Source organism: Bradyrhizobium sp. AUGA SZCCT0177 (assembly GCF_018130125.1).
GTDB lineage: Bacteria > Pseudomonadota > Alphaproteobacteria > Rhizobiales > Xanthobacteraceae > Bradyrhizobium.
In genome coordinates, this window is sequence record NZ_JAFCMA010000004.1 from 108,319 (window position 1) to 126,442 (window position 18,124).

At 56.7% G+C, this 18,124-nt stretch carries 21 protein-coding genes; 9 read left to right on the forward strand and 12 right to left on the reverse strand.

Features of this window, described 5'->3' with window-relative positions; translation table 11 throughout:
• Window positions 1-21: 21 nt before the first annotated feature.
• Window positions 22-1,080 (reverse strand): tyrosine-type recombinase/integrase, encoded by a 1,059-nt coding sequence (locus tag JQ597_RS06070; RefSeq protein WP_249147538.1) that lies wholly within the window; start codon window positions 1,078-1,080, stop codon window positions 22-24.
• A gap of 364 nt (window positions 1,081-1,444) precedes the next feature.
• Entirely contained in the window at window positions 1,445-2,104 is a 660-nt protein-coding gene (locus tag JQ597_RS06075; protein ID WP_212263334.1) for a hypothetical protein, read from the reverse strand.
• 171 nt (window positions 2,105-2,275) lie between these two features.
• Here JQ597_RS06075 and JQ597_RS06080 point away from each other — a divergent pair, with 171 nt between their 5' ends.
• Window positions 2,276-2,740 (forward strand): hypothetical protein, encoded by a 465-nt coding sequence (locus JQ597_RS06080; RefSeq protein WP_212263335.1) that lies wholly within the window; start codon window positions 2,276-2,278, stop codon window positions 2,738-2,740.
• Window positions 2,741-3,072: 332 nt separating this feature from the next.
• On the opposite strand, the gene rpoH is transcribed toward JQ597_RS06080, so the two are convergent.
• The 5 genes from rpoH to JQ597_RS06105 form a co-directional block, all read right to left on the reverse strand.
• Window positions 3,073-3,948, reverse strand: a complete 876-nt coding sequence (rpoH, locus tag JQ597_RS06085) for an RNA polymerase sigma factor RpoH (RefSeq protein WP_212263336.1) — start codon at window positions 3,946-3,948, stop codon at window positions 3,073-3,075.
• Window positions 3,949-4,215: 267 nt separating this feature from the next.
• The gene (locus tag JQ597_RS06090) at window positions 4,216-4,539 is read right to left on the reverse strand and encodes a hypothetical protein (protein WP_212039334.1); all 324 of its coding nucleotides are present in this window, start codon (window positions 4,537-4,539) and stop codon (window positions 4,216-4,218) included.
• A 72-nt stretch (window positions 4,540-4,611) separates the two neighbouring features.
• The gene (gene hspD / locus JQ597_RS06095; protein WP_212263337.1) at window positions 4,612-5,058 is read right to left on the reverse strand and encodes a small heat shock protein HspD; all 447 of its coding nucleotides are present in this window, start codon (window positions 5,056-5,058) and stop codon (window positions 4,612-4,614) included.
• A 185-nt stretch (window positions 5,059-5,243) separates the two neighbouring features.
• Window positions 5,244-5,555, reverse strand: a complete 312-nt coding sequence (locus JQ597_RS06100; protein ID WP_312012308.1) for a GNAT family N-acetyltransferase — start codon at window positions 5,553-5,555, stop codon at window positions 5,244-5,246.
• 280 nt (window positions 5,556-5,835) lie between these two features.
• Window positions 5,836-6,402 carry a TetR-like C-terminal domain-containing protein gene (locus JQ597_RS06105; RefSeq protein ID WP_212263338.1) on the reverse strand — a complete coding sequence of 189 codons (567 nt, stop codon included), beginning with the start codon at window positions 6,400-6,402 and terminating at the stop codon, window positions 5,836-5,838.
• A 514-nt stretch (window positions 6,403-6,916) separates the two neighbouring features.
• On the opposite strand from JQ597_RS06105, the gene JQ597_RS06110 reads away from it, so the two are divergent.
• Together JQ597_RS06110 and JQ597_RS06115 are read left to right on the forward strand one after the other, a co-directional pair.
• The gene (locus tag JQ597_RS06110; protein WP_312012306.1) at window positions 6,917-7,891 is read left to right on the forward strand and encodes an AraC-like ligand-binding domain-containing protein; all 975 of its coding nucleotides are present in this window, start codon (window positions 6,917-6,919) and stop codon (window positions 7,889-7,891) included.
• Window positions 7,892-8,198: 307 nt separating this feature from the next.
• Entirely contained in the window at window positions 8,199-8,909 is a 711-nt protein-coding gene (locus JQ597_RS06115; RefSeq protein ID WP_212263340.1) for a Crp/Fnr family transcriptional regulator, read from the forward strand.
• Between the two features lie 337 nt (window positions 8,910-9,246).
• Here JQ597_RS06115 and JQ597_RS06120 read toward each other — a convergent pair whose 3' ends face one another.
• Window positions 9,247-9,465, reverse strand: coding sequence for a hypothetical protein (locus JQ597_RS06120; RefSeq protein WP_212039113.1), 219 nt, complete (start codon window positions 9,463-9,465; stop codon window positions 9,247-9,249).
• On the reverse strand, window positions 9,462-9,632 hold the full coding sequence (locus tag JQ597_RS06125; RefSeq protein WP_212039114.1) for a hypothetical protein: 171 nt from the start codon (window positions 9,630-9,632) through the stop codon (window positions 9,462-9,464). The genes JQ597_RS06120 and JQ597_RS06125 overlap by 4 nt, the downstream gene beginning before the upstream one ends.
• A gap of 612 nt (window positions 9,633-10,244) precedes the next feature.
• On the opposite strand from JQ597_RS06125, the gene JQ597_RS06130 reads away from it, so the two are divergent.
• The 4 genes from JQ597_RS06130 to JQ597_RS06145 all read left to right on the forward strand — a co-directional run bounded on the left by JQ597_RS06130 (window position 10,245) and on the right by JQ597_RS06145 (window position 14,635).
• The gene (locus tag JQ597_RS06130; protein ID WP_192739910.1) at window positions 10,245-10,397 is read left to right on the forward strand and encodes a hypothetical protein; all 153 of its coding nucleotides are present in this window, start codon (window positions 10,245-10,247) and stop codon (window positions 10,395-10,397) included.
• Between the two features lie 135 nt (window positions 10,398-10,532).
• The gene (locus JQ597_RS06135; RefSeq protein WP_108522855.1) at window positions 10,533-10,766 is read left to right on the forward strand and encodes a hypothetical protein; all 234 of its coding nucleotides are present in this window, start codon (window positions 10,533-10,535) and stop codon (window positions 10,764-10,766) included.
• 1,684 nt (window positions 10,767-12,450) lie between these two features.
• The gene (locus tag JQ597_RS06140; protein ID WP_212263341.1) at window positions 12,451-13,455 is read left to right on the forward strand and encodes an ABC transporter substrate-binding protein; all 1,005 of its coding nucleotides are present in this window, start codon (window positions 12,451-12,453) and stop codon (window positions 13,453-13,455) included.
• A gap of 163 nt (window positions 13,456-13,618) precedes the next feature.
• Complete coding sequence (locus tag JQ597_RS06145; RefSeq protein WP_212263342.1) at window positions 13,619-14,635, forward strand: ABC transporter substrate-binding protein; 1,017 nt, start codon at window positions 13,619-13,621, stop codon at window positions 14,633-14,635.
• Between the two features lie 296 nt (window positions 14,636-14,931).
• Here JQ597_RS06145 and JQ597_RS06150 read toward each other — a convergent pair whose 3' ends face one another.
• Window positions 14,932-15,138: a hypothetical protein gene (locus tag JQ597_RS06150; RefSeq protein ID WP_212263343.1), complete on the reverse strand. Its 207-nt coding sequence runs from the start codon at window positions 15,136-15,138 to the stop codon at window positions 14,932-14,934.
• A 496-nt stretch (window positions 15,139-15,634) separates the two neighbouring features.
• Between JQ597_RS06150 and JQ597_RS06155 the strand changes: the two genes are divergently transcribed.
• Window positions 15,635-15,808, forward strand: coding sequence for a hypothetical protein (locus JQ597_RS06155; RefSeq protein ID WP_212038792.1), 174 nt, complete (start codon window positions 15,635-15,637; stop codon window positions 15,806-15,808).
• A 23-nt stretch (window positions 15,809-15,831) separates the two neighbouring features.
• The gene (locus tag JQ597_RS06160) at window positions 15,832-16,068 is read left to right on the forward strand and encodes a DUF6894 family protein (RefSeq protein ID WP_212263344.1); all 237 of its coding nucleotides are present in this window, start codon (window positions 15,832-15,834) and stop codon (window positions 16,066-16,068) included.
• 285 nt (window positions 16,069-16,353) lie between these two features.
• Here the strand turns inward: JQ597_RS06160 and JQ597_RS06165 are convergent, their stop codons facing one another.
• Both JQ597_RS06165 and JQ597_RS06170 read right to left on the reverse strand, forming a co-directional pair.
• A complete protein-coding gene (locus tag JQ597_RS06165; protein ID WP_349628791.1) occupies window positions 16,354-16,758 on the reverse strand; it encodes a DNA-binding transcriptional response regulator in 405 nt (134 codons plus the stop codon).
• Window positions 16,759-17,350: 592 nt separating this feature from the next.
• The gene (locus tag JQ597_RS06170) at window positions 17,351-17,545 is read right to left on the reverse strand and encodes a hypothetical protein (protein ID WP_212263345.1); all 195 of its coding nucleotides are present in this window, start codon (window positions 17,543-17,545) and stop codon (window positions 17,351-17,353) included.
• Window positions 17,546-18,124 lie beyond the last annotated feature (579 nt).

The window sequence follows — 18,124 nt, forward strand, 5'->3', positions numbered from 1 at the left end:
GGCGGTAAGGCATTCAAGGCCTCAGATGATCAGCTTGCGCATGGCGGCATCTGCCGTTTTCTTCCGGCTTGCCGCCCTGGTATAGCGCTCAACCTCTTCCAACGTCTGATGCCCCGTGATCGCCATAATCTCGTGCGGCGTTGCGCTCGCTTCGGCGAGCGCGGTCGAGGTGGCCTTGCGGACACCATGTGCCGAGCAACGTGGAAGGTCGGCTTGACGGCACCAGTCCTTAAATTTGTTGCCAAAACCATTCGCTGTGAAGGGTTTGCCGAATTCGGTTAGCAGGAAGATCATTCTATTGCTGACCTCAGCCGCCGCGATGCTCTCGGCGAGAGCCGGGTGCACCAGTATATCTATGTCGATCGGATTTCGATGTTCGTTCTTCGCTTGGCGGAAACGGACCCGGCCTTCTCGAATGTGCTGGCGGCCGAGCCTGGGCGCATCCTCGCGGCGGCCGGCCGTATAACGAAGTAGGTCCAGAGCAAGCCGCGCTTGCGTGCCGAGGGGATGGCGGTCGTAATATCGCTGGATCTCCTCGTCCGTCCATGTGTGGTGTCCATCCGACCGGTACTTGAGTTTCTTGACACCGATCGTCGGGTTGACCCCCGTTTCGCCGGCCTCGTTGGCCCAGGAAAACATGGCACGAAGCGCTTTTATACGCTGATTGGCTGCGGCCGGTGTTTCAATTTTGGCGTCGCGAATTCGGCGCACGTTGCGCGCCTGCATCGTGGCGACAGGCTTAGCCCCGTGCTCACGCGCAATCTCGTCCAGCGCGCGGCGTTGCCAGTTTTGCGTGCTGCCGTCCAACGCCCTGTAAGCGGCACTCGCATAGTAGCGAATGCAGAGATAACGCAATGAACCTTTTTTTGACTCGTTAGCCTGCCGCATCGGCGCGATAGCTGCCGCCGCGATGGCTGCTTGATATTCCTCTAGGAACTCGGGCGTGCCGGGAAGGGCGTGAATGCGTACTTTGCGTTTTCCCGGCAAGCGAACGTAACAACGCACGTTGTCGTGACGATCGACATCCTCGCTAAAATACTTGAGACGCACGCGCATTTGTTTGCCGAGTTTCAATCCCATGAATTTTCTCCGCCATCGTCGAATGCATCAAAAGCGCAGTCAAGCTTCTTGAGGTCAAAAACAACCCGCCCCCTAAGTCTTTTCGGCCCGGGCATCTCGCCGGCTGCGACCATTTTATCGAATGTCGATGGGCTAATACCGACATATTCAGCGGCCTGAGAACGAGATAGGCCGCGCGGCGGCAATGACGGCGGCAACGTGCTACAGCGGCGCGCGGGTGACTTATGGTCGGGCATGATCAAACCTGAAGGATACAGACAGTTTCGTGGCGCCCGGTGCATGCCGTGCTCAATCACTGGGACTGGCTTTCGGTCTTAGTCCGGGACAGGAAGAGCGAGTGGCGCGGGCGGTAGATAAGCGACGTTTAGCGGCGTGGTTGGACTGCCGTGTTCCATGGCGAGGCGCGTGAAATCGGCGGCATTGCCACGATATTTTTGAGCTTCCCGCTAAGGCAGCCTGCTAGACGCGTTAGAGCCGAGTGCCAGACCGCGTATCGTGCACGTGCGAGCGCGACTCCTTCGATTGTAGGCTGCGCCCACTCCAACGGACAATGCGCTCCGGTGCTGTAGCGATTTTTCCCGTATCTGGTCCCTGTGACAGCTGGCTTGCCGTTGCCGAGAATAGACGGTCGGATTTTCGGCAATCCGACATTCCAAATCGGAGAAATGCCGGTGCAGGCTTGCTCGATAACTAGCGCAATCTCGTCGAAGACAAGAAACTGCTCACGTGATGCAAGGCCCACCAGGTTGCCGAGAAGAAGTTCTTTCGACTCGCGCCAATCAACAACAGCATTAGAACTAAGCTTTCCGACTTCGCGTGCAACAATGAGCGCGTCACTGTCGGGGAACGCAGAAACGTCACCCAAGCAGTCTCTGCGCGGGCTGGAATCAATACTGCAGCCTAAACGCAAATGCCGCTCGAGCATTGCCCACGAATTTTGATATCCGTATCCCGGCACGGAGCGTCGCGATTTTTGGTCGCAAAACGTCCATTGCAGAAGTCGTTCAATCTCGACCTGCTTCATTGCTCTTCCAACGATGTTTACAATTTGGCGCTTACTCGCCGGTTCGTATCACCATAGAAAAATCCAACCGAGCAGCAAGGGGACCCTGTCAAAAGTAGGGGTAAAAGTGTCTTCAAGCAGCTGATTTCATTTAGGTAATTCAATTCTTGAATTTGACCCAAAAAAGCGCAGTTGGCGCTCAAACAGATGCGCTTTAGGGTCAAGCCCTTGAATAGAATATCATTTCAGGCACGCTCTTTAACGAGTGATTCTGCGCTAGCTTCTTTTGGAATACCGAATGACGCTTACCGGGCCGATCCCTCTGAATTCGTGAACAGCCTGCGTCAGTTCTTGAGCGGATCACGTGTTTCTGGCGGCAAGATCGAAGCTTTGGGGGAGAGCATTGCATCTGCCGCCGATGGCGCGATCCAATGGGACGCAGTGATGACCGATCTTGAAAGACTCGCCGAAGTCGACCCAGAGAACGAGGGCAACGCACTACGTCCAGAAACGCCATCGCTTTCTGCGGCTGGTCTGACCGCAGGCGAAATCGATAGGCTGGCACGCAGCCTCAAACCCGACCAGTGGTTGGCGCTGACGCTTATTCCGATTCCGAGCGTACCTGTGTTCGAGTACAGGGCGCGCGAAAACGAATAACCGTTGTCGCAGCCATTAGTCCGATACAAATGAATAGAAGCGAGCGTTTCATAGTTTCCTCCAGTGTTCAGAGCGCTCGTAACCTCCGACAAGTACAGAAGGTTCCTCGCTGCGACTTAACGCCTACGAATTTTGCAACAGTTGTATTTATCGCTCGGAAGCCGGAGAGGACGCGCGGTCAGAGCGAGGGGAGTCGACAGGCTGAAGTGCGCCGCAAAGTGGGCTCTTCTTATGCACCAGAGCAGTCGGCCGAGGTCGGTGCCATTGACCCAGCGCCCGAGCACTGGTGTCAGGTAACAATGCCGCGCCTTCCATGGGTCGGCCGCCCGGCGTCATGCAGCGTTGTTCGCCAAGCGGGCGCAAGCGGCAGCTCGAACTTTTTCAAATGCGCGAACTTCGATCTGCCGTACGCGCTCCCGTGAAACGCCATATCGTTTCGCGAGATCCTCCAGCCTGACCGATGGTTCGGACAGGAATCGCGCTTCAAATATGCTTCGTTCTCGCGGGTTGAGGACCTCCATGGCGCCGGCAAGCGCCTGACGCCGCTGTTTGGCTTCCTCCTGCTCGGCGTACACGGTTTCGGGACTGGATGCCGGGTCGACCAGCCAGTCCTGCATTTCGGCCGCCTCGTCTGCATGCACCAAAGCGTTGAGCGACACGTCGCCGCCCAGGCGCCGGTTCATTTGGATGACGTCGCTTTCCTGCACGCCGAGCCTCTTGGCGATCATCGCGGTGTGCTCCGGACGGAGATCGCCATCCTCCAGTGCCGAGATTTCCGCTTTTGTCCTCCGAAGGTTGAAAAACAGCTTCTTCTGGGCGGCGCTGGTGCCCATTTTTACCAGCGACCACGAACGTAGGATGTATTCCTGTATCGAAGCCTTGATCCACCACATAGCGTAGGTCGCGAGCCGGAAGCCGCGCTCGGGCTCGAAGCGCTTCACGGCCTGCATGAGGCCCACGTTTCCCTCGGAAATGATATCCGCAATCGGCAGCCCGTAGCCGCGATATCGCATGGCGATCCTGGCGACGAGCCGCAGATGGCTGGTGACAAGGTGATAGGCGGCTTCACGATCGCCGTGCTCGCGCCAGCGCATCGCATAGGCCGCCTCCTGGTCGGGCCGCAACATCGGAAACTTGCGAATTTCCGTAAGATATTGCGTCAACCCGGCGTCGAGTGACAGCATCGGAACAGTTGCCGTGACTCCCATTGCCACCTCGTCTTATCGTGTGTCGACCCTTCCGTCGCTTCGCACTTTCGGCTCTATGCGAACCGAGTGGCATCCGCAGCACGTCGAGCGCGCTTGACGGTAACCGGAATGACCCGGGCGTCATCGGTCCGCACGTGGCGGGACTGAAAGGGCCTAGCCTTGTCGCTGCTCCAGGCTCTTGCGTCCTGCTGCAGCCGGCTTGCCCATCGGTTCTCCAACCGGTCGATCACGTGACGAGGCAATTTAATATCTCTCATGGGATCCTCCTCAGGCGGCCAGAACGCGCGATGTCGAGAAACGACGATTTGGCTTGCCGCCCGGCGGGTTGCGCGGCCGGCCGTCCAGTTCGCAAAGGGCCTCGAGGATGGAATCAATGGTCACGGGCGCCTTCAGTCCTTTCGGAGCCCGCAGCGCGGGACATGAGGCGATCGCCGAAGCGTCCGAGGCCCAGGAGGCCAGGATCGCGCGCTTCTCCGCCAGCGTCAGGTCCGGATGCGATACCACGTCGTTGGGATGCTCGAAGACGGTGCCGGGGTGCAGCAGGGCTTGGAAGTCGAATACGTTGTCGTTGATGGCGGTCGTCGGCCGCATGTTTTCCTCCATTCTACGACGAGGGGGCGGCAGCCCGACAACAACGAGGCCGGGCCGTCGCGGGTTGTTCGCTCAGGCCGCCTTGGATTCGAGCTGATGGACGTTGCTGCCGTTGATGGCGATCCGTCGCGGCTTCATGGCCTCGGGGATCTCCCGGACCAGTTCGATCTTCAGCAGGCCATTGTCGAAGGACGCGTCCTTGACTTGGACGTAGTCGGCCAGGTTGAACTGCCGTTTGAAGTGGCGGGTCGAGATCCCGCGATACAGGAATTCGCGCTCGGCTTTCTCGGTTTTGCCGCCCTCGATGGTGACGACGTTCTGCTCTGCAGTGATCGAGATTTCGTCCGGCGAGAAACCCGCGACCGCCAGCGTGATCTGGTAGCGGTCTTCGGCCAGCCGTTCGATGTTGTAGGGCGGATAGCCTTCCTCGGCACCGCGCTGTGCGGTCTCGGCGAGGTCGAAAAGACGGTCGAAACCGATGGTCGACCGGAACAGGGGAGCGAAGTCATAAGTGCGCATAGCCAGATCCTCCAAGGAGCAAAATGGTTAATAGCGGCACCGGACACGACCGGTGCCCGTCTGGATTTCTCGGGCCCTTCAGGCGCCCGGGAGCCACCTCACGGTGGTGACCTAGAAATTACAAAACTCGGTTTTGGTTTCAAGGGGTGCTCTGAAAATTTTTCAGCCCCGTCTGTCACCTCCGCTTAGGGCACTGAGGCCGGCCCGGGCAGTCCTTCAATGGACGGGCCGCGAGACACTGAAATTATAGATGGGACAGCGCGGAAATAGGCCGTGCCGGATGTAAACCCCTGCGACACCGTGTTGAACGTGAAGGTGATCAGCGCCCTGTTGGTAGCGCCGGAGTTCTTCGCATGTTCGAATGTCCGCTTGAGCAGTTCACTGCCGATGCTGCGCCCCTGATGATCGGGCGACACGAATAGCTGCGCGAGAAACCACAGGTCGCCGCAAACCCAGCTCCATGCGAAGCCGAGAATTTCACCGGCCTCCTCCGCCACCCACAGCCCGTCAGCATCATCCTTTAGCGAAAACAGCTGAAATGCGGGTGTCGGGGCAACTATCGCCGATCGAGTTCAGGACATCCCGAATTTCCGCAACTGCCTGATCCGGAGGGACGCCGGGCGGCGGATCCGGCGGGCAGTCCCTGTCGTCTTCCGGCCGCGCGAGCAGTGGCAATTCACGAAGCGGTCAAGCGGACCATCCACCTCGGAAAGGACCTCGCGCAGAGACAGCTGGCGTGCTGGTGGGATCAGCTTCAGCGTATTCCGGTCTCGTAACTTACTCCGCTGTGCTCGCCGTTACGGCAGCGTTAGCACCAGTAGCTGCGACCGAGCGAACCCCAGCCACATAGATCTCGACCACCCTTTCGAAGATTTCGTCATAGGAATGCACGTGTAGGAATGAGCCCAAGATTTGATGTGCGGCAAAGCCGCGCACCAAGCTCCGAAGCATATGCAAGGCGTCTTCTGCGTGTCGCCCTTGTACGCCACATTCGGCGAAAACGGATTTGATGAGACCGCATAGTTCTTCGTGGCCCGCCCGCCACTCGGCGCAATCAGTTGTGGGCGTTCTCGAAGCAGCGGCCCACAAGGCGGGGCGCTCCATCGCAAATTGTCGCATTTCTAGGGCAACTGACTTAAGTGCGTCAAAAGCCGTTTTGCCCTCGCAAGCTGTCCTCAGCCTAAGAAGCAGATGATAGCCCTTAATGGCAAAGAATCTTCGCAATTCCGGAACTAAACAACGCTTGTCACCGGAGAAATTTTCGACCTCTGAGGCAAGATCTCTTGCAAGCAGCTGATCCCATGATGCCGATAACATTTCATCGACGTTTATTTCGTGGTTCATGCATCCAGCTCCGCATTCAGCACAAAGGTCGGTTGCTTCCGCAGATACGCGACTTCAATCACGTTGCCCCATGTACTGACTCTTCTGCATTGCCTGGAGACCGGGTTTTTAGAGGACGTGAATAAAAGATGGAACTCGGTAAGATCACCCGGAAGACTTACTTGAAGCCGGGCTCCGGTGTCCCACACGCACAAGACCAGGCAGTTTGTCGACCACAGCCCATCGGCCGACACGCATCTTGCGCAAATTGGGGTGGAGAAAGTTACGCGCTTCGGCTCCGTTTGAATAAACGGCGGGAACCCCAGCGTTTGCTTGTTCCTGTCCTTCTGGTGGTGATGCGACTTTGGTTGCATTTTTAGCCCCGTATTTTTACGGAAATCGGCAAAAATAGCTACTAAGTGACGTTCACAACCCATTTTCGAGTTGCTGCTATTTCTACCTGATGGTCTGTCGTTTCAATCGACTGTCATGGACCAATTCATCGGCTAATCTACGGGTAAGGAACGGCAAACACGTGAAAACGATCTTCTCGACCTCCTCAGTTCACCCCCGCGACCGATTTGATTATTGGCACAGCCTCGCCTGCATGGAGATCGTAGGTCACGACTCCTTGCCGGAAAATCGGGCCACGTTCCACGCTGAGATCAAGGCCGCGAAGTTTGGCAACCTGGACCTTGTTGAATTCAGCAACTCGCCGATGCACGTGTCTCACACTGTGGCCCACGCCGAGCGCACCAGGCCGGACACGATGTTCCTGTGTTATCAGTTGTCGGGCAGCGTCCTTATCGTTCAAAACGCGCGTGAGGTTAACCTGGACGCCGGTTCGCTAATGTTGCTTGAGCCGCGCTTGCCTTATGATGCGCGGTTTGCGCTAGACTCGAAAACCCTCGTCATTAAGGTTCCGCGTCGCGAGTTGCGAGCACGGATCGGTGGAAACCGCGAGTTGATCGGGCGACGGGTGACGGCCGAGCTGGCGGACGATAAGCTGGCGCTTTCGATAGCTGCAAAACTGCCTTCGCTCGTTGGGATGACAGCTTCCGTAACGGAGGAAGTGGTCGGCAATCACGTGCTCGACTTGATCGGACTATCCATTGCGAGAACAATTGGGAGCTCTCCCGTTCGCGTCTCGAATTTAAAAGCGTTATTGCTGGGACAGATTCGGTCAGTGGTAGAAGCGAAGCTCGCCGACCCCGACATCGACGGACAAAAGGTTGCGCATAGTGTTGGCATAAGCGTCCGATACGCCAATGCGATTCTCGCCGAACAGGATTCCTCGCTTCATCGTCTCATTCTGTCACGACGGCTCTCGCGTTGCCGGGTTGCTCTTGAAGACCCCAACCAAGTCTCTCGAACCATAGCTGAAATTGCGCAGGGATGGGGGTTTTCGGACATGACGCATTTTGGCCGCTGCTTCAGAGCGGCCTTTGGAGTTTCACCCCGCGAGTATCGGAAAGCGGCGGCGCAATCCCTGCGAGGTGATCGGCTCTGACCTCGGGCGAAAATCGTCGCGATCTAAATCTCGGTCCGCTTAGGGTCAAACGGCGACCCAGCCCGAATGTCCGCTTTTGGGCGCAAAGCTGCCGTTCACGGGCATGTCCGCTCGTGGGGGTAGAACAGAAGTCGGATTTCGGGACCTTCTGGTCCGTTGATGACCCTCAACGGACGTCGCGATACGCCCGCCCCCGAGCGGGCTCCCTCTATCTTGTGACCGGTCCCATTTGGCTCCATTTTGCCGTTCTATTTGAAATGGAGGTGGCGTATAATCGCTGCGCCGCGCACCCTCCACAGGCCACGATATGGCAATAGAGCGCACCAGCAACTCATTTGACCCTCTGGAGTTTCTCGCCAAAGTTGGGGCGGGAAAAACGATATCGGTTTATCGCAAGGATCAGATTATCTTCTCTCAAGGAGAAGTCGCCGATACGATCTTTTTCCTTCAAAAGGGCGGCGTCAAAATTGTCGTGCTATCTGACCAAGGCAAAGAAGCGGTTGTCGGTATTTTAGAACCTGGCCAATTCTTCGGCGAAGGGTGTATGAATGGCCATTCGCTACGGATCGCGACGAGCACCGCGACGGAAGAAAGCCTGATCACCTCGATATCAAAGTCGGCAATGATTGCGGTCCTGCATGACGAACCGAAATTTTCGGAGCTATTTGTAGCTTATCTATTGACCCGAAACAACCGGGTTGAAGACGATTTGATCGACCAACTATTTAATTCGAGTGAGAAACGACTTGCGCGGCTGCTGCTTCTGCTCGCGAGATTCGGAAAGGAGGGCAGCCCAACACCTATCAGCCCAAATATCAGTCAGGAAACCTTGGCCGAAATGATCGGCACGACGCGTTCTCGCGTAAGTTTCTTCATGAACAAATTCCGTAAGCTGGGCTTGATCAGTTACAACGGAAAAATAGAGGTTCACAATTCGTTGTTGGATGCGGTCCTGCGTGAAAAGCCCCAACTAAAAAGGGATGGGGAAGCAGATACCCCTGAGAAACGGGGCGCGTGACCCTCCGCTACGCGGGCTCTTGCGTCATAGAACGACGCTGCATCAAGCACGAAGTTTCCTTTGAAGAACGACTGGCAGAACAGGCCCGAAGGTTTAGAGAGCAAGCCAAAACGCGGACGGCTTGAAAATGAAGGCGCACTACTCACCTCGTCGGCACTGTTAGGGTCTAATGCTCGTGCGGGAACGTAGCAATCTTTCGGGCGGCCCTGCCATAGCTCGACATCATGGACCGTCTGCAGCGGCGAGACGATTTGCGAGACAGTTTTGGTTCCATATTACAGTTCGTCGCGAACGAGTCGACATCAGCCGCACAGCGATGGCTCGCTAACGCGCCACGTCATATTCTCTCTGCGCAACCTTTTAGTATTGCTTCCTTGTAAACGTCCTTTAGCCCGGGATCGGCGAGAATAGCATCGCCTGCGTTGAAGGTTTTATCTTCAACCCACTCAGCAGCGGGCAGCGATTTAGACAAAGCCGCCTTGCTCGTTGCGTAAGCCACGCGAGTAGACGATTTGCCATACGGAACTTTTTCGTAGAATCGACGAACCCGGTTCATTCATTCGATCCGTTCCGTTTTGCGGTGGCTGCATCCACCTCCTCGGCCAGCTTTTGCCACTCTTCGGCAATCTTGAGCCAATTCGCCTTGTCAGCTGGCGTGCGAGCTTGCAGGGATCGTAGGCGGCAGTCGTCAGCATTATGGCGATACAGTTCGACGTCCGTCACTTCTTCACACTCACCGAGACAGATTCCTTCGCTGCCTTAAAGCGCTCTGAAGAGCTCGTTTTGACGGCCCATCGCCACAAATTTCCCTCACTGTAATTCCTGCGTTGCTCAGAGACCAAAGTGAGTTTCAATTTCTTTACCCTAGCTTGGACGCCCATGAATGATCGCTTCAGCTCTTTGCCGATCAAGCGCGCGTCCCTTCCGGCGTGGACGAGAGACCGCAATGTGTCGTCCTCTTCAGCCGTCCACCGGCGTGTCTTGTAGGGCGCCCTCTGAGTCGTCATTTACTCCAGCCGTCAACGGTCATGCCGGAATTTACAACCTGGGGGACTGTTTGAGCAAGTAGGGTTGCGGACTATGCCGGGCGGTGATCCCCGTGTCGATGCGATCCACGTCGCCTGTTGGCATCTTTGAGACATGCCGCCTATCCTGTGAATGTCCGTTCGCCGGGGTAGACCGGAAGTCGCCGTGGTCCGGTCAAACCGACGCGAATGACCCAATTGAGACATTAGTTCGCCGCCAGAACTGACATCGGCCCCTTCAAGTATGTTAGTCTGAGCCAGTACGATGCGTGGTATTCAGTGGGGATCCATCCATCAAAAGGGTCACGTCATGAGCAAACGTGAAAATGAAGCAAGCAAGCTCCGTCCATCGGATAGGCCCCTGAACGAATACGAGCAGGAGCAAAAAGCGCTGCGCAAAAACCTAGAACGGCTCAAGGCTGAACGACTGGCGAGAGAGGTTGCCAAGTCGAAGGACGGTTAGAAATCGGAACTCTGTAGCGGCGGGCCGGGCGGCCTCGGTAATTCCTCTATCCCCGGTCGGGGTCGCTTTCGGTTTCTTTGCCTTTACAGTCGCATTTTCGTTCCCACATTATTTGATAGGGCACAGGAGGCTGAGATGAAATCGGAGTTCTTCAGCATGTTCGGAATACCACCCACCGAATGCGAAATCGAAGCCCGCAAAGATGAATTGGGTGTGCCGCGACTGTGGTTTCGATCAACGGGAAATCCGCTGGTCGGCTTGGATTTGACTGGTGCTACCCAGCTTCAGCATTTGTTGACTGATGCCGGCGAAGCCAATCAGGCGAACGAAATTGGTCAACACATCGCCAAAGCGCAGCACCTTCGATAATTGTTTTTCAGGGGTGATCCTGCAGATAGCAGTCAGCCCGAGGGGAGTGCCTTTAGGGCTTCCGGGTATTACGCAACTTCTCCTGGGCCGCCTTATATTCGTCTTCGAGGGGCAGTTTGTCGAAATCGGGCTTGTAGCCGTTCTTCTCGTATGTCGACCTAGGTATCGGGATGGAAACGCCGTCGTATTCAACCTGAGCCGACTGATCTGGTGTTTTAAATAATCCGGTAGGCATGATGCCAGCCCTCCTTGCTTTGGCTAAAGCATATCACGAGGACCTTGATCGCCCCGGCTCACCCAAACAAAAAGACCGCCGGAGACCGGCGGTCCTTTCGTTTACAGTTGGGATTGATGCGCTCGACTTTGCTCTAGCCTTAGACAGTGGCCGCTATGGGTCTCTTATGTCACTTGTTGGTGCTAGCCGGTGCGAGAACCTATCGATCAAACCTAACCTTCCTTAAAACTGGGCGCGGCTCAAGGAAGATCAAGTGAGGGATGCTGACCTAGCCTCTTGCCGATGTTGGTGAGGTCAATACCCTTCGCCTTGACGTTGGCTGCGAGGATGTCTGGATCGTTTGTCGAACAAGATCCGTTTACCGGCGACCTCCACGAGCGCGGAGAAGCCCCAATCCTTCTTCATTGCGGCATCCTGACGGCCGTACGGACATTCCTGTCACAAGGGGCGCCATTCGAAAATGCCCTTCCTTGCCAGCAATCAACCCTGGCGCTTGCCGTCCTCCACACTCACTGAATCTCAATTCCGCTGCGCAACATTGACTTCGCGAATCGCCAGATAAAGGCTGACCGTACCTACAATGACGGGAAGTAGTCCTATGAGCACCAGGCCCAAGACGAGCCAGCGCCGATCGCGCTAGCAGCAATGCAAAATCCAAAGGCAATGATACCTACCGAGATTGAGAGCGAGAATGCGTCATTCATGATGACCTCCAAAGACCTATGCCTGTCGGATGAATGCCAGCCTCTCAGTAAGTTTCGGCATCAAAGCCAACGGAGGTAATTTAGCCCGGATGTCTTAATTCGCCCGTGAGAAGCTGGGTGACCTCCGGCAATTTAAGGAGGCCTGCTACATCGCAATCGACGCAGCGGAATTTGCGTCCTCCCGTCTTCACGAGCACAAATCGCATAGGCATGCTGCACTTCGGGCAGTTCGGAGGCGGGGAATTCTTGGGCATGGGATCTCCCTTTCGCCAAGGCGGGAGCTCAACACTCTCAGTCACCGACAACAGCCGAAAGCGCGAAACCGGTGATAAATCACCGTGCGCCTTTTAACGGTCCAATAGCGAGTCAATTCCGAGCAATCGACACGGCATTCAGGCACTCCGCCATTTCCAGTTTATATCGGCGCAATAGCGGTTTCGTTCGATCAGCCGGATGAAGGATCGGCTGGCGGCTTCCGCACTCGACTACCAACATTGATTGGCATTGAAAGTAGCGTAGCGACATCCGATCTCATCTTTACCGATGTCTGCTTCTGGCACTTTTGAGACATGCCGACCGGCCCTGACGATGTCCGCTTCCGGGGGAAACCGGAAGTAGTCCGCCGACGACCAAAGTGTCGCTTTTGACCCAATCCGGTCCTAAGCTGGGCCGGAATTCGCAGGGCAGCAGTCTCCCACCGTACTGAGGTGTGCTATCGTTTTGGTCAGCGCGGGAGGCGATGGTAGTGAGGCGACGCGAGTTCATTACTCTGCTCGGCGGCGCGGCGGTGGCGTGGCCGCCGGCGGCGCGCGCGCAGCAAGCGGCGAGACCGCCGCTGCTGGCGATGTTCCATCCGGCAATCCCGCCCGCGCTCCTGACTGAAACGGGCGGGGGCAGCGCATGGCGCGCCTTTTTCGGCGAGCTGCGCCGTTTAGGTTACGTGGAAGGACAAAGTCTGATCATCGAACGCTACTGGGCCGAGGGACGTCACGATCGTTATGCCGAAGTGGTCCGTGAAATCGTGACCCGCAACCCGGATGTGATCGTCACCGGAACGAATACCGTCGTGACCGTGTTCAAGGCGGCAACCGGTACGATACCGATTGTTGCTTTCATGCTGGATCCGCTGCAGGCGGGGCTGGTGACCAACCTGCACCGGCCCGGCGGCAACCTCACCGGCATCACGCTTGATGCCGGCATCGAGATCTGGGGAAAGCGGCTGGAGTTCTTGAAAGAAGCCATTCCTTCGATGCAGAAGGCCGTATTCCTGGGGATGCGCGGCGGATGGGAAGGGTCTGTGGGGCAAGTCTTGCGGGGTGCCGCCGCGCGTTTGGGAATTTCGCTGGCTTTTGTCTTCCCGCAGGAGGGGAAACCCTCGGAGATTGAGCGCGTCTTCGATGCGATAGCGGAGCAACGGCCGGACGCGGTGCTGGTGAGCGGAGAGGGCGACCTCTACGCCAACCGCCAGCTCATCGCCGAACTCGCCGTGAAAAAACGCTTGCCGACGATATGTCCGTACCGCGATTACGTCGAAGCCGGCGCGCTGATGGGCTATGCGCTCGATCTCACGGAGCTGTTCAGGCAGTTGGCCGATGACGTGCACAAAATCCTGAAAGGTGCCAAACCGGGTGACATTCCGATTTACCAGGCGACCAAATTTGAACTCCTAATCAACCTGAAGACGGCAAAAGCGTTCGCCCTGACCCTGCCCCCGGCGCTGCTCGCCCGCGCCGACGAGGTGATCGAATAATTCTGCCATGTCCGTTCATGGCACCTTTGAGACATGCCCGCCTATCCTGAGAATGTCCGTTCACCCCGGGTAGACCGGAAGTCGCCGTGGTCCGGTCAAATCGACGCGCATGACCCAAGGCGGACATCGACCAGACTTTTGCATGGGTCTGCATGAGCAGAGCATGTATGCTGATTCCGGTCATTGGACGGAGGCTTATATGCTGCGGAGAGAATTCATCGCAGGAGCGGCCACCTTTGCATTGTCGGCCGGGCCGCTCCGGGCGCGTGCGCAACAGTCGGCGGCGCGCCGCACGCGCATCGGCGTCCTGATCTACAGCACTCCGGAACGCGATCCGAACACGCAAGCGCTTCTAGAAGGAATTCGCCAACTTGGCTATGTCGATGGCCAGAACGTCACTATCGAATACCGGTATGCTCAAGGTCGGCCAGAGCGGCTTCCCGAACTGGCCACGGAGCTGGTTCAGAGCAAACCCGATGTGATCTTTGCCCTCGGGGGCGATGTAATGTCACATGTCGCGAAGGCTACTCAGGTGATTCCGGTTGTCTACGCCATGAGCGCCGATCCCGTTCAACTCGGCATTGCCAAGAGCCTGGCGAAGCCCGGCGGCAATTCGACCGGTGTCACGTTTTTGTCGGACCAACTCGCGGCCAAGCGGCTCGAAACATTCAAGGAAGCGGCTCCCCGCATAGCACGGGTTGCGCTCGTTCGCGATGCCAGCCACGCCGACAACGAACTGCCGATCGCCGAGCGCGCAGCAAAAGTTTTGAAGCTCGAGTTGCTGCCGGTCGGAATACACGATCCTGCTGAACTCGACCGAACACTTGAAACGGCGAAGGAGTCTGGCATCGACAGCCTCTACGTCGTATCGTCACGGCACACGGTGGCCAACGCGCAGCGCATCGTAGAGTTTGCCAATCGGCAACGCATGCCGCTGGTGGCTGGATGGGGTGCATGGGTTCAGGCAGGCGGCTTGATCTCGTACGGACCTAATGTCACGGAGATGATCCGCCAGGCGTCGCGTCACCTCGATGCGGTACTCAAAGGCGCTAATCCTGGCGATCTTCCGGTGCAGCAACCAACCCGATTTGAGCTGTTCGTCAATTTAAAGACGGCCAAGGCGTTAGGCATCGATATTCCAGAGTCATTTCTCCTCCGCGCCGACAAGGTGATCGAATAGAACCAGTTCTGTTGCAATGCATGAGTGTGCTTCTGGCACCATTCGGAAGTAACGCGATGTCCGCCCAGAGTCCGTTATATGCGGCAAAGCCGACATCGGAGCTCGCTGAGAGCCGCTTGATCCGCCCGGCAACAAACCCTCAACCGCCGCGCGGCCCGCTGAGAGCGTTCAGCCAGTCCCGGCGGGGGGGGGGGTGCTCGAACTCATCGCCACTGCACCGGTAACGACGGCGCGGCTTCGTAGACTAGAACGGGAGGCGCGTGGAGTGGCACAAGGGACGCGCACCAATTCCGGGCTCAACGAGGATGTTCGACGACAATAAACGCCCTTACATTACATCGCGTATTCTCGCCGTCGTTCACCTCGACGCCGACATACCTTCCATTGCGGTCTTCGGTTTGAGCGATCCGGCCTATAACGGCAGCAACCTCACGCAAGGCATGACGACGCAGCTTGTTCGTCGGGAAACACACGCCCTTTGTGGTCTTCTGATAGTCTTCCATCTTGGTGCTTGTGAAAGTAAAAGCGAGCCATCCGTCTCGAGCCGCTGCGTGAACTTACCCCTAAGTGATTGCAGAGGCCAATATTCAGGAGGAGGTTGGCGACCTGACCGACTACATTCGCAGCAGGCTAACGGCGGTCACCAAAACCGAAGGCGACCGGAAGCGCTAGCTCAGCTTCTCGTTTCGCATCCGCTCTTTCTCCAATCTTCCGACAGCTCTTGCAGCTTGGCTTTGGTTGTGGCGTCGCCAACTTCCTCCAGTAGCCTCCGCGACTGTTCAAGCTGTTGCTTCCGACTTTGCATCGCTCCACCTCCTGCAAAGACGACGGCGAGCAGGCAGAATTGTTCAATCTTATTTTGGTTAGCGCCTGCTTGGGGTGAAGGGCGGCCTTTGAAGCCTCTAATTCGGCAATCAATTCTGCGATCCCCGGCCAGTATCAGGAACATTGGCATCGCGGTTCTGTTGAACGTTGTTCCTCCTTCCAAAGGTACGCCTGATGGCCGACGACAACACACGAAACCCGAATGTAAAGCAGCCCGGCGAAAACCCGGAAGGCAAGTTTCACTACAACCCTGGAAACATGGCCGGGAAAAAACCCGGCGATCCGGAAGAGACTGCCGAAAATCGTGGTGAGCTACCAAACCAGCCTGAGAAAAAGGACGACGACTAACTTACCAAGTTGGAGGCTTGCCAGTGCCCCGTTATTTTTTCAATGTTGAGGACGGCCACCGATTTTTTGATGCCTCGGGCTTTGTTTGCGAGAACGATACCGCTGCACTCATAAGGGCGTCGGTACTCGCCATAGGCGTATCACTCGATAATCCCGAGGACGATCCTCAACGACGAATCGCAATAATTAATGATGCGGGGCGTGAGATTGGCACTGTGCCGGTATATTCCAAGCCGTCCTACCAAAACCCGGCCAAATAGGCAGCCAGCGCGCCTTACTTATCGGTGTCTGCTGTCCGTATCTCGATCGCGCCGCACTTGTTACATTTGAAGACACGATCTTCAAACCCGCTAAGACCGGGTATAAGGCGGGCGTGTTCCATGGTCGCTCCGCACCTGCACCGAATCCGAATGGCGGGGTTTAACTGCAGCATCGACGGCCTGCCTTAGTGTTCGATGCGGGGTAACGATGTGGCCTAAGCGGACATATCGATTGAACAAAGCGCCGCTAACCGTCCGGCGGGATATCACCCAACTGAAGCGGCCTTACTTCGGATGCTCTGCGGATTTCGGAACCATGCGGCCATCTTGTATTTCGTGAGTGATGGCCTCTGCCGGCGCGGCTGGCGGGGTTACCGTATTGAGCAGATTGGCAATGGCAGTCACAAGCTGCGCCAGCGCAAACGGCTTGGCGAGCAGAAGGCTATTTGGAACGCCCTTGGATGCCCATTCATCCCCGTGATTGCCGGTAATGTAGACAACGGGCATTGCCGAATCTACCTCTCTTGCGGTGCGGCCCACGTCCCAGCCGTCCATGTTCCCACGTAGCTCGATGTCAATCACGACCGCCCGAAATTTGGAATCCTCTGATTGGAGAAGCGTCCCCGCTTCATCGCCTGACGCGGTAATGATTGATTCGAAACCACCGTCTGAAAGAGCCTCTACGACCAACGCTTGAATAACCGGTCGTCCTCGACGACCAGAATCGTAACAACGTCATCCACTTCACTAATCCCCTGGGCTGCCCCTCCAAGGGGTAAGAGAAGCTGAACTCATTCGTTCCGGAATTATGTGCAAAAGTGAACATAACCGGAGAACTACGGGGGTTTAGTTTTGTGGTTTCCAGCCACGCACAGGCCGAAATAGGCCACTGCAAAAGTAAGGAATAAGTGGCAATCCCGGCTGCTTCCCACCCCAGCACAAAAAGGGAATGGCACAAACTGCGCATGAACAAAATGTGGAAGGGAGTTTCGGGAATATTCGGCAATGACAGGCGTTTCGGGTTTGTCTGGAGGACACCGGGCATATGTATCGGCCTCAACGCTCTTCGCCGTAGGGCGCTGTTTTCGGCGGAAAAATCATTTCAGCCGCGCTAGCCAGATGATCTCGATCGCTCAAGGCGCAAACCTGTAGATGCAGACGAGATGTCCGCTTTGTCGTGAATTGCGGACTCCATTTGGCAATTGGTCGACGTCCACGTTGTGCCAACAGGCGATATGGATCACATCGGCGCAAGTGAAAGAGGCCGCCAACTGAGGCGGCCTTACTCGCGATTTGAGCCAGAGGATATCAGGAACTGGTTCATATCCAGCGCCGTTTCAATCTGGCGAAGCTTCTCGACTAATTCGTCGCGCTCACTGCATGGCGCAAGCGTCTCCACGTCCGAACGGACTCTCCGAGCTAATTCGACCAAACGTTCTTCAAGTGTCGCGCTGTGGCTAAAACGGCGGCGCTGCATTGCCTTTACTCCGGGGCTTTGAGGTTGCTGTGTTGCCAGCCCGACTTGTCCGACATCGAATCGCACAGGACCGTGCGCATCATTGTGTGATTGCAACTGGGGCATCCAAAGGTCCGCCTGTCATAGCCCTCTGAGGCCGGGCTGATGCTCGTAAGCATCATTCGTTTAGAACACTGGGGGCAGCGCGGCCGCTCAATTGGAATCAGCGACGGTTCAGGACGGGTATGGGGTTGGGGCGGCATGTGATGTGCATCCCTTTTGGTCTGGCGGGAGCGCAACACTCTCAGTCACCGATGGAAGCCGAAGGCGGTGCGGTGATCGGGATAATCTGGCATGTCCCGCAGCCGACATAGTGGTCAATATTGCTCACACCGGGAAAGTTTGATGGGGAGGAACTATTTCAAATGGGGCCATTGAGGTCGAAACAGGGACCAGTACTGCGCCAGGTACATTAGGGAACGATGGCGACCGCCGAGACTTAGGTCTGCAATGCGTCACTCAGCCCGACGTATGAGGCTATCGAATCCCTAGCCGACCCGGCCCAGTTGCCTCTCCCGAGGGCTGGGGCCGTTTCTTTAA

Coding starts and splice junctions, on each gene's coding strand:
- JQ597_RS06070 (WP_249147538.1), bottom strand. CDS start 1,080: ATGGGATTGAAACTCGGCAAACAAATGCGCGTGCGTCTCAAGTATTTT.
- JQ597_RS06075 (WP_212263334.1), bottom strand. CDS start 2,104: ATGAAGCAGGTCGAGATTGAACGACTTCTGCAATGGACGTTTTGCGAC.
- rpoH (WP_212263336.1), bottom strand. CDS start 3,948: ATGGGAGTCACGGCAACTGTTCCGATGCTGTCACTCGACGCCGGGTTG.
- JQ597_RS06090 (WP_212039334.1), bottom strand. CDS start 4,539: ATGCGGCCGACGACCGCCATCAACGACAACGTATTCGACTTCCAAGCC.
- hspD (WP_212263337.1), bottom strand. CDS start 5,058: ATGCGCACTTATGACTTCGCTCCCCTGTTCCGGTCGACCATCGGTTTC.
- JQ597_RS06105 (WP_212263338.1), bottom strand. CDS start 6,402: ATGAACCACGAAATAAACGTCGATGAAATGTTATCGGCATCATGGGAT.
- JQ597_RS06115 (WP_212263340.1), top strand. CDS start 8,199: ATGGCAATAGAGCGCACCAGCAACTCATTTGACCCTCTGGAGTTTCTC.
- JQ597_RS06120 (WP_212039113.1), bottom strand. CDS start 9,465: ATGAACCGGGTTCGTCGATTCTACGAAAAAGTTCCGTATGGCAAATCG.
- JQ597_RS06130 (WP_192739910.1), top strand. CDS start 10,245: ATGAGCAAACGTGAAAATGAAGCAAGCAAGCTCCGTCCATCGGATAGG.
- JQ597_RS06135 (WP_108522855.1), top strand. CDS start 10,533: ATGAAATCGGAGTTCTTCAGCATGTTCGGAATACCACCCACCGAATGC.
- JQ597_RS06145 (WP_212263342.1), top strand. CDS start 13,619: ATGTATGCTGATTCCGGTCATTGGACGGAGGCTTATATGCTGCGGAGA.
- JQ597_RS06150 (WP_212263343.1), bottom strand. CDS start 15,138: ATGGAAGACTATCAGAAGACCACAAAGGGCGTGTGTTTCCCGACGAAC.
- JQ597_RS06155 (WP_212038792.1), top strand. CDS start 15,635: ATGGCCGACGACAACACACGAAACCCGAATGTAAAGCAGCCCGGCGAA.
- JQ597_RS06170 (WP_212263345.1), bottom strand. CDS start 17,545: ATGCAGCGCCGCCGTTTTAGCCACAGCGCGACACTTGAAGAACGTTTG.